The following is a 12,842-nucleotide window of genomic DNA, read 5'->3' as shown; positions in this document are numbered from 1 at the left end:
TATTGAACTGAACGCTTATTTAATTTTCAAAAATTTTCTACTGATTATTTAAATTAAATTTGATTTATTTCTTGTAACTCTTTATTAATCGGCATTCTTAGACCTCTATATTTTTATTAATTTCAGAATAGGTGATTAATCTGATTTTATGTAATTTAGATGCAATGAAACACCTACTTGTAATCATATTACTTATTGTTGGCTTTCAACTTAATGCTTCGCACATAGTTGGAGGTGAGATGTATTATGATTGTTTAGGTAATGATCAATACCGCGTTACCATTAAGGTTTATCGCGATTGCAATAGTAATGGGGCCGATTTTGACACGCCATTATATTTAGGTATTTTCAATAAAGCAACAAATGCGCGAATTCGAACGGAATCTGTTGGTTTTCCCGGAAGTGTTAATCTTCCCGTTATTTTTAGCAATCCATGCGTAACACCTCCAACAGACATTTGTGTTCAAGAAGCTGTTTATCAAAAGGTAATATCACTACCTTCAACGCCAGATGGCTACATTTTGGCCTATGAAAGATGTTGTCGTGGTCCTGGAATAATTAATTTAATGTCTCCGGCTGCTGAAGGTTTAACACTCACTTCGGAAGTGCCGGGCTCATCAAGTGGGGTTATTTGTAATAGTAGTCCTCGTTTTCAGAATTATCCTCCACTTTTATTATGTAATAATGACATTTTGAATTTTGACCACAGTGCAACTGACCCTGATGGAGATGTTTTAGAATATGAACTGTGTACTCCTCTACATGGTGGTTCTAGTGCTAATCCAGCACCTAATCCACCTAATTTACCTCCATATTCCAATGTCGTTTGGGAAAATGGTTTTACTGAAACTACACCTTTTGGGGCTAACGGACCAATATCAATTGACCAAAATACGGGACAATTAATTGCTGCTCCCGATTTGATTGGGAAATTTGTTGTTGGTGTTTGTGTAAAAGAATACAGAAACGGAGTTTTGATCGGTAGTACAAAAAGAGATTTCTTATTTACTGTGTTTAATTGTGATATTTCCGCAGCTGCAGAGATAGTAGCACAAGTGGATTTATCCACATACGTTGGCGAGTGTGGAGGTTTGACTATTGAATTTGAAAACAATAGTTACGGAGGTACAAATTATTTGTGGGATTTCGGTGTACCAAGTGATCCTAATGCCAATAGCACACAATTTGAGCCAACATATACTTTTCCATCAGATGGAACTTATGATGTGACCTTATATTTGAATCCAGGTTGGCCTTGTTCTGACTCTTCAGTTCAAACTTTTACTGTTTTCGATGGTATAAATGTGAGTTTTGAACCTCCCAAAGATCAATGCGTCGATGGGAATTCTTTCGATTTTGTAGGAGAAGGAGATTATGATGTTGGGGCAACTTTTGAATGGGATTTTGGAATTGACGCAACGCCTAATCAAAGTACAACCGAGGATGTTGTTGGAGTAGTTTATGCCGTTCCAGGTGTTTACCCTGTTACCTACACGGTAAATTGGAATTCTTGTGTGGGAACTTATGTGGATACAATAGAAGTACATGCTCAACCAATAATTAATTTTGGATTTGAACCTAAGCTTTTTTGTGCTCCCGGTGAAGTTCAATTTTTAGATAGCTGTATTACAACTTCTGATATGGTTTATTTATGGGATTTTGGGGATGGTTCAACTTCAACCCAAGCAAACCCAATCCATATTTATGAAAATCCAGGCTATTATGATGTATCGTTAATCATGATGACAACTGAAGGTTGTATTGATACTTTGGACTTAACAAAGCATAAACTAATTCAAGTTTTTCCTCGGCCTATTGCTGATTTTACAGTTACACCACCTGTAACAAATGTATTTGAAACGGAATTTTTTATTAGTGATCAAAGTATAGACAGTGAACAGCATTTTTATCAACTTACACCCACGGTTGATACTACAAAAAGAAATTTAAGTTATCAGTATATTGAAGGAGGTTATCATCATATATATCAAGTAGTAACTAATGAGTTTGGTTGTAAAGATACTGCCCACAACCAAGTTTATGTAGAGCCTCAAACTACTATGTATGTCCCTACTGCATTCACTCCTGATAATGATTCATACAATGGGATTTTCTTACCAATTATATTGGACGTAACCAATTACCAATTTGAAATTTATAACCGTTGGGGGAATAAAATTTTTGAAACAGACAATACTAAAGAAGGCTGGGATGGAACTTTTCAAGGTAAAATGGCACCTGATGGAGTTTATGTTTGGAGAATTAAATACAGGAATCACCGTCAAATTTTCCACGAACATCAAGGACATTTTAGTTTGTTGAGGTAGTTGGAAAGTTTGGTTACTCCAAAAACAACATCGCTGCGATATGTATTCAAAAGCACAAAAAAAGAAAACTCTATTAGTCTATATAGGCTTCGCTCTCCAACAAGATCCTTCAATCAATATAAATCTGTAATTTATATCGATCAAAGGATGACATCTCAAGTGTGTGTTTTGGATGAAAAAAGGGGATAAAAAACCTGACGCGCAGCATCAGGTTTTTTATCCCCTTTTTTCAAAAGATCATTCCATGATAATTGTCATCCCTTGTGAAAATTCTTTTATCAACTTGTTGTAAAAGAATTTTTATGAGGGATCTTGCTAGTTTTAGAGTTGGGTTATTTAGAAATGAGCTTACGCAAAATACTAAAAATACATTTTACTCTTGTGTAGAGTCATTTGTTTTTTGAGAATGCAAGTTTTTGTTTGGCTTGTTTAGAATAAATTTCATAACTTAATTGGTATGAAAACCATCAAATCATATTATGTATATATAATTACTAATAGAAATAATAAAACTCTTTATGTTGGAGTTACAAATAATTTGGCGAGGCGTATTTTTGAACATAAAACTAAAATAAATAAAGGTTTCACTTCGAAATATAATATTAATAAGTTAGTCTATTATGAAACATTTAGCTTGGTTATCGATGCAATAAAAAGAGAAAAACAATTGAAGCGTTTATCTCGTGTAAATAAAGAAGAAATAATTAATCATGTGAATTCTGATTGGAAGGAGTTAAAGCCGCCGATTCATATTTGGTCTAATCGTTAAACGAAAATATTCTACTCTAAAAACAACATCGCTGCGATATGATCTGCTTGTAATTTACCTTTTTCAGTTAAAATTATCCTTCCTTCTTCTTCAATGATTAAATCAAATTCTTTGAAGGACTCTAATTGTTTATAGAATTCTTTTGAAGGACAATGTTTGAATGACAGTGATTCTAAATTTACTCCCCATTTCGTTCTCAATCCAGTTAAAAGTAATTCGTTAAACCTATCTTTTGGGGTTAAGATCTCTTCCTCATAATAAATGGTGTTTTCAGTAATTCCTTTGATGTATTTTGGATTGTTGGCAACATTCCACCTCCTGCTTTCTCCATCAAATGAATGTGCTGAAGGTCCAATACCTAGATAATGTATTCCTTTCCAATAATTGGAATTGTGTTTTGAATAGGCTTCTTCTTTAGCGAAATTAGAAATCTCATATTGCTGATAACCTGATGATTTCATTTTACTAATCAACAATTCAAACTGGTCGGATTGGTTATCTTCACTCACTTCAGGTAATTCACCTTTTTCGATTAACTTATGAAGCGCTGTTTGTTTTTCAACTGTAAGACAATAGGCCGAAATATGATCTGGTCCTAATTTCACTAGTTTTTCAATATTGTATTCCCAATCAAATTTCGTTCTATTGGGTAAACCATAAATTAAATCTACTGTTAAAGAAAAACCATGTTCTTTTGCTAATCTTACTGCACTTTCAGATTCTTCGGCTGTATGTGCGCGATTCATCCAGTCTAAGTCTTCTTGTAAAAATGATTGGAGTCCAATACTTAATCGATTCACACCTGCGTTTTTCCACATCAACAGTTGTTCAATCGAGATATCGTCTGGATTAGCTTCTAAAGTAAATTCGATTTCCGATTCAATTCGGTAGTTTTGATAAACTGTATCTACAATTAATTTCAATTCTTCTTTGCTTAATAAAGAAGGCGTTCCACCACCAAAATAAAGCGTTGAAACTTTTTGTTTGCCTAAATAAGCTACACGACTTTCTAATTCTTTTACAATTGAATGGATCATTTTCTCGCGATAAGCGGAAAAAGTAGTACTAAAATGAAAGTCACAATATGTGCATTTTTGCTTACAAAAAGGAATATGAATATAGAGTCCAGCCATTTTTCAAAGGTACATTTATTTTAAAGGAAATAGATATTATAATGTAACTGTTACCACGAGATCCGACAGCTGTACGGATTTATCTCATGGTCTAATTTTACAACAGCGAAAGTAAGTTCCGCCATATCTTCCAGTTGTTACTTTTAGATCTATTCGGTAATGAAAAACCATCCAGACATATAAAAAAAACTGTGACCATCCTAATTAAAATCCGTGATTATCGGTGAGTTATTAAAGCGTAAAATACCTACTTCACACTAATCTTCTTCGAAACACTCTTTTCTGAGTTCCTAACATTCACAATATACATTCCAGCAGAAAGATGAGGTTTAGAAATAATCAAATAATTAGTTTTGACTTCATAGGTTCCAATAATTTGACCTGTTAATGCTACTAAAGTAACTGTTTTTTGACCTTCTAAATCCATTTCAACTTTGAAGTTTCCATCTGAAGGATTTGGGAATATTTTGAATTCTTTTTCTTCAACTTTTCCTTGGGTACAGAAATCATAGGCTATTTCAAATCCAAAATTAGCCTCGGCTTCCGAAAGAGTTGCAACGATTTCTCCACTCACTTTATTCGTTAAAGTCATGCTTCCTGTATAATTGCATTGATTATGTATTGCTCCTTCTACTCCGTCACCATAAGAATCTTTCAATACAAGTTGGTAACAACCATTCGGTAGACAAAATTCTTCAGTAACTAAATTTGCTGCATTAGCGGAAATATAATCGTCTCCAGAATACAGGATTGCTCCGTTTTCATCCTTCAATTCCCAAGACACTTCATCAGCATAACAACCTAAATAAAATTCAAAATCAAGCAGTGTTCCATTGGGTGCAGCAAAATAGCTGAGGTTCATTTGATTATCACTCATGTCTTGGTCTGCGTTACCATTAGGATTAACAATGTTAACTTCAATCGTATTTTCACCATCCATTTGAAGAATTAAAGGTAATTCAATTGTGGTGTAAGAATAAAGAGATAAACTTCCGGACCAATTCAAGGTCTGAACTGGAGCATTGTTGTAAGAATATTTTATCTCAAATGATGTTACAGTTACATCTCCATTATTCACAACCTTAACTCTTGGTGTATTAGATTCTTCACATGTTTGTCCTTCCACTCCGTAAAGGTTCTGAACGGAAATATTATAATCTAAAGGAGTATTGTAAGGATCATACCCTAAAATATCTTCTGAACCAGAACTTGTAGGGTCTAGCCAATGTTTTAATTGACTTGAGTTTTCACTTCCCAAAGGCTCCCAAGAATTATGCACTCTTCCGTAGTAATCCTGATCAAGAGAAGTTGGGCTACAACTTGCATTTCCTCCCCAAAGTTGACCAATAATTTGACCATCTTGATTGAACAATGGCGACCCTGACGAACCCCATTGAGTAGTTGTATTTCTATCCCAAATCACTCTCCATGTGCTATTTGCTTCTGTGGATCCCATTGCCTGAATTGCAATAGCTGGGTCATCATCAATTGAAATTTTCTTGATATCACCGGTTGGATGATGAATACTGTAAGACGATTGGGGAGGTGTATCTCCTCTGTCCCAACCAGCATAATAAGGGGAATATGATTCAGGAACTTTCCCATTTTCTAAACCACCCGTAATTTCAACCAATAAAAAATCTGATGGAACACGTCTTGCTCTTTCAATTGATCCAGATAAAGATTGAAAACTTGGAGATGAAGCAGGATTATTACAATCAGGTGATTGCCAATTAAATCTGAAAATCCAATTTGGAATATCACTATTCACACTAGCGAAAGTACAATGGTTTGCTGTTAGAACGTATGGTTTTCCATCAAATTGAGTGTTGTTGATTAATGCGCCGGTACAAAATCCGCTACTTCCTACAACAATCATCAATGTGCTATTTCGCTGACTTGCATAAGGAGCACCATCAGGACAGTTTACATTCATATTGCAACTTGCAGAAGTACCAAAAGCTTTAGTCTGATATTCTCTTGCTGTTCTGTATCCGTGTGTAACCTTTGAAATTTCAACGTTTCCAATAGTTTCACTGTTTCGTGCGGGAACAAAATATTCAACGTAAACCGTGTTTCCTGGAACTAATTCGGTCCCTAGTTGTCCTTTGTAAATATGATTTTGAATGAATTTGCCAAGAATAAAACTTTTGTCAGGATTGTAAATGTATAATTCATTTCCTTCAGGAATAGTGGTGTTAGAAAAAGTTAGATTTATAGTTTGAGCTTGATCAGAGGTGATTTTTAAAATTCCAATTTTATCTCCCTTTGAATTTGCCCGCCATATCGCTGAAGTCAATAAATTAATTGAAGTTGAATTATTAATTCCAAATCTCCAAGGACCATTTTTGAGAGAATCATTGATCTTATCTTCTGCTCTCAATTTCTCTACATCTGGCTTGTCAAAGTAAAAAGTTGGAATTTCTGTATCCGTTTTAATGAAATAATTATATCCATTAGGTTCACCTCCATCCCCTTGTTGTGCAAAAGCGACGAGTGAAAAAAGAAATATGAAGGAAATTAAAATCGTTTTCATTGTAAAAAATTATACAGTGCTAATCTAAAAATGTGACGCTAAATTACGAATAAATCAACATATTAATAATTGATTATTTACCTAAAATCGGCTTATGTTAATCGGTCTGCAATAAACTACTTTGCAAATATCATGCAATAGGATAATGATTTCAGATTGTAAATGGTTGCCTTTCAATATTTCGATCATTAAGAAATAACACACTTTAGCATCTCTTTATTCATTCTGTTCTAATATTTCAGTAATTTTAGAACTCGAAATACATGAAAATTAAACAAATATTGGATTAATTATCTTAGAAATATTGTTGACTAAAATCGTTTTAATTATGCTGAAGTTACCTCTTATATTATTGACTATTCTTACTTCCATTTCTTTTTCCTTCTCACAATTTGAAGTTGCAAAAGGAGAGTATCCGTTTAACAAAATTGTAGAATGGCCAGGTCAAGGTTCGATTCTATTGGCTGAAGACCCAACGGGTTCAAAAAAAGAGATTTTCATTAATTTCTTTAATAATGAGGGCGAAACGCAATGGTCAAAAAGTATATATCCTAAAACGGAAAGTTCTAAATTAATTGTTTCTGGGAAGTCAGAATATTTCTACTTTGTTGACAATTTCGAACACGAGAATAATTTTATTTATTATGCCCAATTGAATCAAAGTGGGGGAGTTGTTTCAACTAAAATAGATCTTTTGAAAGTAATTCGAGAGTATGGATATAACGTCACTGATGATATAGAAATAACTGAAGTTGTAAACACACCAAAATCTATCGTTTTCTATTTGCAATTGCCGGTGAAAGGAGAAGGAATCATTGAAAATATTTTCGTTTCTATTACGCACCATAACAATCGACTTTATCATACAAAAGGACCTTCGACAGACATGAAATTACAAAAGAAAGGAATTACTGGTCCAATTTTATTTGCAGGAGCAGATGAGTCAACGATTAATTTTGCTTATGCTTCAAATGAAGAAAGTAAAACGGATGTGAATTTTATTGCTTTCAGTCCAAAAGCTGAACCTATAGCGGATCAATTTATGAAAATTGGCTCTGCTAACGGAATCGTTTCACAGGTTAAATCTTTAAACCTTGATGGGAGTAATTATGTTGAAGATAAATCAAAATTTAATGCAAGAGGTAAAGCTATTTATTATAACAAACAATATTACTATGTAATGAATGATGCCCAAAGCAATTGTCTAAAAATATATGGTTTAAATTCGGCTAGAAAAGTTGAGCAACTAAACGAATGTAGTGGAAGACCAGTTGAAGCACGTAATCCAAATGCTTCAATTTCTTATTTCGAGTTGGATGGTGAATTGTACGTGTCAAGTGAAATTGATGGAAGTTTCAGCGCTTATAAAATTCAAAAAGATGGGGTTTCTACCTTATCCATTTCGAAAAAGGATTTAGAAAAAGTTCAATTAAACCCAAGTTCTTTCAAAATAAAAGATAATACTGCTAATTTTGTGCATCTTATTAAAGGAACTCCGTATTTCACAGACAGTAAAAATATGGAGAAACAGGAGAAAATTATATTTAAGAAATAAGCATGAAGGTTATAGGAATTTGTGGAGGAAGTGGCTCAGGAAAAACAACTTTATTAAACCGTTTGGCAGAATATTATGAGGAATATAGTCCTACGGTTTTCTCCATGGACAATTACTATAAACCTATCGAAGAACAATCTTTAGACACAAATGGAAAAGTGAATTTCGATTTGCCCACTGCTTTAGATAAAGAACGTTTAGTTAAAGATTTAACAAGATTAGTTGGTGGTAAAAGTATTGAAGTTTTTGAATATCAATTCAATGCGGGTAACAATAGAAATGTTTTGATTACACTTGAACCTTCTCCATTATTAATTGTTGAAGGTCTTTTTGTTTTTGAATATGAAGAGGTTCGTGAATTATTAGACTTCAGTATTTTTGTAGATGTAGACCCGGCGATTCAATTGGACAGAAGAATTTACCGAGATCAAGAATCTAGGGGCTATTCCCGTTCTGAAATAATGTATCAATGGGATAATCACGTAATTCCTTGTTATAATTCCTTCCTTGCTCCACATGAAACCAAGGCTGACTTTATATATCACAACGATAGCCGTTCAGAAAATGACTTTCTACGTTTGACAGGAGTTTTAGAACCTATTCTTCCAAAAGGGAAGTAATCTACTCTATATTCTTTGAAAATAGTTAGTTTTGTTTGTAATGGTATCTATTTCACACAAAACTAAATGGTTGTTGCTGGCCCTTATAAGTATAATCTTATCATGGGTTGCTTATTCTGTTTTTTACAATACCGATATTGAGAGCGAACAGGAGCGATTTCAAAATAATTTTTCGGAGTTAGAGAAAACTCAAATTTCTTTCAGGAACACACTATCTAAAGTTATTAATAGTAACACGATAGATCATTTATGGTCTATGGAAGATCTTCAAAAAAGTGAAATTTCAATTCATATTCTTCGCAATGATTCCTTAGTGTACTGGAATTCGAATGAGATTAAAATTGAAAATGAATTATCTGATATAAATAATCATTACGTTGCTAAATTCTCAAATGGCTTCTATTTGGTTGACCAATTTAGAGTGCATGATTTACAGGTTTTTATAAGCAGTAAAATCAAAAATGAGTTCTTTTATGAAAATAATGCCTTAAAAAACAACTTAACTTCAACATTTAAAACCGCAAATGATATAAGCATACAATGGGAAAAAAATGAGGATAATGTTCCTATTTTATCCTCAAAGGATAAACCCTTGTTTTATGTCACTGTTCATGAAGAAAAATCTATTGGCACATATAAACAACTGATAATTTTTAGTCTTTATGCTTTTGGGTTCTTGAGTTTCTTTATTGCACTTACGAAAAGCATCATTCCTTTTGCACGTATGCACAAATGGCTCATTGTAGTTTATCCATTGTTTTTAATCTTTTTGCGCTATCTTTCTATTGAGTTCGGTTGGATAAATTTATTTAGAGAATTTGAACTTTATGATCCCATTTTATATGCCAATAATAGTTTGATTCCCAATTTAGGTAGTTTAATCCTCACACTAATTATTACTGCAATTGTTATTTGGTGGGTCTTATATTTTCTAGGGATTTTAAAGGAGGATACCCGCAGAGGTACGCTGGTGTTGGTAGTTTCTTATTTGTCTTTATTGGTTTTCTCAGCATTAATTAGTTACATATTTGAATCATTAATTATCAATAGTTCCATATCACTGGTGATTGATGAGGTTTTTTCTTTATCACTTTATTCAGTAATTGCTTTGATCATTATTTCGTCTTTGTTCTTAGCATATTATCTTTTAGTTAGGCAAATCAGTATCAAATTAATTCGGTCGAATATTCCGCTTAATCGCCTGGCTATTTTTTGGTTTATCAGTGGAATTATCTTTGTTTTTATTGAAATAGTTTATGTTCAAAAAAATATTTTTAACGCACTTTGGCCCGTTTTATTGAATGCGTTGTTCTTTTATTTAGCCACCAAAAATCACCGATTAAACGCGTTGAAATATCACATTGCTATTGTGATAGTTATTGGGTTTTATGGGGCTGTTATTCTTTTTGAAAACAATGAATCTAACGAGCATCAAAAGAGGGAGTTGTATGCTAATCAGTTGATTACTGATCAAGATCCTAACATGGAAATTGAATATGAATCGACATTGAATAAGTTGATCGAAAATCCGAATTTTAATAAGTTAGTTAGTGAAACAGATCTTTTTTCTACTCCAAATCTTTCAAATGAAATAGAAAATTGTTGTTTCGGAGAATTTTGGGAAAGATATGAAATGAGTTTTTTCTTTTTTCGTCCAGATGGAACACCATTAATGGATTACATTTCCAATCAATCAAAAACCAAAGAAGAAATTGATCATTTAATTGATGTGCATTCTAATAAATCATCAATTGCGAAAGAATTATATTTTGTGAATGATTATTATGACCAAATTAGTTATATCGGGCGAAGAGAGATTACACTTTCAGACAACTCAAAACTTGATTTTTATATAATTTTTAAGTCTAAGAAAATTCCAGAGCAAATTGGTTTTCCTAGGTTGTTGATGAATGAGAAATCATATGCTCTTCAAGATCTAGAAGATTATTCCATAGCGCGATACTCCAATGGAAGATTAGTTATGCGTTTTGGAGATTACAACTATCCTACTAAAATGAGTTTTTTCCAAAAACAATTTGGAACTCAATCTGGTTTTACAACCATTGAAGGAATGAATCATCTCATTTACCAACAAGAAGACGGTCAATCTGCAGTAATTTCAAAACCAGAAAAGCGTTTTATTGAGCAATTAAGTACATTCTCTTATTTGGTGCTTTTCTTTGGTATTTATGCTTCAATTGTTTTATTAATATTCAATTGGTCTTCTATTTTTCCATTAAAATATTGGCAGCTTTCTCTCAAGGTTCAAGTTGTTTTAATTGGAATGGTGGTAGGGTCATTTGTGGTTTTTGCATATGTGGCCATCCAAAATGTAACACGACAATATAGTGTTTACACCACAGATAACCTTAAAGAAAAAATCTATTCAGTGCATATTGAAATTGATCAAAAAATAGGTGAAAAGAAAATTCTAGAACCTTCAATTAATGGAGATTATGTAAATTATATTCTGAAGAAGTTTTCAAATGTTTTTGTAACGGATATTAACTTTTATGGATTAGATGGTAAGTTATTTGCAACTTCTCAACCTAAAATTTATGATAAAGGATTAAGTACTAATCAAATGAATAATAAGGCGTTTTACGCAATGAAATATAATGAAAGAAGTGAGTTTATTCATTTGGAAGAAATAGGAGAACTTTCCTTTTTGTCTGCTTATTTACCGTATAAAAATCATGAGAGAAAGTTATTGGGCTACATCAATCTGCAACATTTTTCAAAGCAAAATGCTTTTGAGAATCAAATGAATGATTTTATTGTTGCGGTAATTAACATTGCTGTTTTACTACTCGTAATTACTGTTGTAGTTGCAATTTTCGTTTCGGGTTGGATTACAGCTCCATTAAGACTGATTCAGCAAAGTTTTAGAAAGGTGGAGCTGGGCAAAGAAAATAAGCCTATTGCTTATACTGGTAATGATGAAATTGGAGCATTGGTAAAAGACTATAACAATAAGCTGATTGAGCTTGAATTGAAAGCGATGCAATTGGCGAAAAGTGAAAGAGAAACTGCTTGGAGAGAAATGGCCAAACAAGTGGCACATGAGATTAAAAATCCATTGACTCCAATGAAGTTGAGCGTGCAGCATTTCCAACGTTCATTTGATGTGAATGACCCTAATGCAAAAGATAAAATGCAGCGCATTGCTAACTCATTAATTGAGCAAATAGATGCATTGACAAAGATTGCTAATGAGTTTTCAAACTTTGCCAAAATGCCAAAAGCCAATGAAGAAGAACTAAATTTGATTCCAATTCTCCATAACATCGTGGACCTTTATTCATCAAACAAAGTGCTCATAGAAGTTATAGTAGACAGAGATAAAGACTGGATAATTTTCGCGGATAAAGATTTAATTATTCGGGTATTTAATAACCTTATAAAAAATGCAATTCAAGCAACTCCAGAGAAAAGTTTAACGCGAATTACGATTGCATTCACCACAGATGAAGATCATTATATTGTCTCAGTTCATGATCAAGGAGCAGGAATTCCAATTGAAATTCAGAAAAAAATGTTCTCACCTAATTTCACGACAAAGACAACCGGGTCGGGCTTAGGATTGGCCATGGTGAAACAAATCATTAACAACCACAATGGGGAGATTTGGTTTGAATCGGATATAGGGAGCGGAACGACTTTTTATATTCGATTGCCGAAGGTTGATTAAGAATTAACTGTTATCATGGGATGAAATCTAGCGACAACAGTGTAGAACCACGACTACCGTGAGATCTTACCTCGTGGTCTGGGTTCAATCTCGTGGTCTGGGCAGAACCAATATTTAACCACAAAAAAAAGTGGAAGCCTTACGACCTCCACTTTCCAAAATATTATATGCATATTACAGTAAGGGTGATTTGCAAATCACCCTTACTGTA

7 protein-coding genes are annotated in these 12,842 nt (G+C 33.2%); 5 read left to right on the top strand and 2 right to left on the bottom strand.

Annotation, left to right across the window (positions count from 1 at the left end; translation table 11 throughout):
* The first annotated feature begins 164 nt into the window (after positions 1 to 164).
* Both C6368_RS10060 and C6368_RS10055 read left to right on the top strand, forming a co-directional pair.
* Entirely contained in the window at positions 165 to 2,327 is a 2,163-nt protein-coding gene (locus tag C6368_RS10060) for a PKD domain-containing protein (protein WP_107039074.1), read from the top strand.
* Positions 2,328 to 2,784: 457 nt separating this feature from the next.
* Positions 2,785 to 3,096 (top strand): GIY-YIG nuclease family protein, encoded by a 312-nt coding sequence (locus C6368_RS10055; protein ID WP_107039073.1) that lies wholly within the window; start codon positions 2,785 to 2,787, stop codon positions 3,094 to 3,096.
* An 11-nt stretch (positions 3,097 to 3,107) separates the two neighbouring features.
* On the opposite strand, the gene hemW is transcribed toward C6368_RS10055, so the two are convergent.
* Together hemW and C6368_RS10045 are read right to left on the bottom strand one after the other, a co-directional pair.
* Positions 3,108 to 4,229, bottom strand: a complete 1,122-nt coding sequence (gene hemW / locus C6368_RS10050; protein ID WP_107039072.1) for a radical SAM family heme chaperone HemW — start codon at positions 4,227 to 4,229, stop codon at positions 3,108 to 3,110.
* A 247-nt stretch (positions 4,230 to 4,476) separates the two neighbouring features.
* Complete coding sequence (locus C6368_RS10045; protein WP_107039071.1) at positions 4,477 to 6,765, bottom strand: T9SS type A sorting domain-containing protein; 2,289 nt, start codon at positions 6,763 to 6,765, stop codon at positions 4,477 to 4,479.
* 328 nt (positions 6,766 to 7,093) lie between these two features.
* Here C6368_RS10045 and C6368_RS10040 point away from each other — a divergent pair, with 328 nt between their 5' ends.
* The 3 genes from C6368_RS10040 (at position 7,094) to C6368_RS10030 (ending at position 12,631) form a co-directional block, all read left to right on the top strand.
* Complete coding sequence (locus C6368_RS10040) at positions 7,094 to 8,320, top strand: hypothetical protein (protein WP_107039070.1); 1,227 nt, start codon at positions 7,094 to 7,096, stop codon at positions 8,318 to 8,320.
* A 2-nt stretch (positions 8,321 to 8,322) separates the two neighbouring features.
* Entirely contained in the window at positions 8,323 to 8,940 is a 618-nt protein-coding gene (locus C6368_RS10035) for a uridine kinase family protein (protein WP_107039069.1), read from the top strand.
* Positions 8,941 to 9,196: 256 nt separating this feature from the next.
* Positions 9,197 to 12,631, top strand: coding sequence for an ATP-binding protein (locus tag C6368_RS10030; RefSeq protein WP_159038542.1), 3,435 nt, complete (start codon positions 9,197 to 9,199; stop codon positions 12,629 to 12,631).
* The last annotated feature ends 211 nt before the right edge of the window (positions 12,632 to 12,842 follow it).

It is taken from the genome of Brumimicrobium mesophilum, from assembly GCF_003025005.1.
GTDB classification, from domain to species: Bacteria; Bacteroidota; Bacteroidia; order Flavobacteriales_D; family Crocinitomicaceae; genus Brumimicrobium; species Brumimicrobium mesophilum.
This window is presented reverse-complemented; position numbering and strand designations above follow the sequence as displayed.

What these genes read in the sequence shown, in the direction of transcription:
- C6368_RS10045 (WP_107039071.1), bottom strand. Translation starts at nt 6,765, where the DNA reads ATGAAAACGATTTTAATTTCCTTCATATTTCTTTTTTCACTCGTCGCT.
- C6368_RS10060 (WP_107039074.1), top strand. Translation starts at nt 165, where the DNA reads ATGAAACACCTACTTGTAATCATATTACTTATTGTTGGCTTTCAACTT.
- C6368_RS10035 (WP_107039069.1), top strand. Translation starts at nt 8,323, where the DNA reads ATGAAGGTTATAGGAATTTGTGGAGGAAGTGGCTCAGGAAAAACAACT.
- C6368_RS10030 (WP_159038542.1), top strand. Translation starts at nt 9,197, where the DNA reads ATGGAAGATCTTCAAAAAAGTGAAATTTCAATTCATATTCTTCGCAAT.
- C6368_RS10055 (WP_107039073.1), top strand. Translation starts at nt 2,785, where the DNA reads ATGAAAACCATCAAATCATATTATGTATATATAATTACTAATAGAAAT.
- hemW (WP_107039072.1), bottom strand. Translation starts at nt 4,229, where the DNA reads ATGGCTGGACTCTATATTCATATTCCTTTTTGTAAGCAAAAATGCACA.
- C6368_RS10040 (WP_107039070.1), top strand. Translation starts at nt 7,094, where the DNA reads ATGCTGAAGTTACCTCTTATATTATTGACTATTCTTACTTCCATTTCT.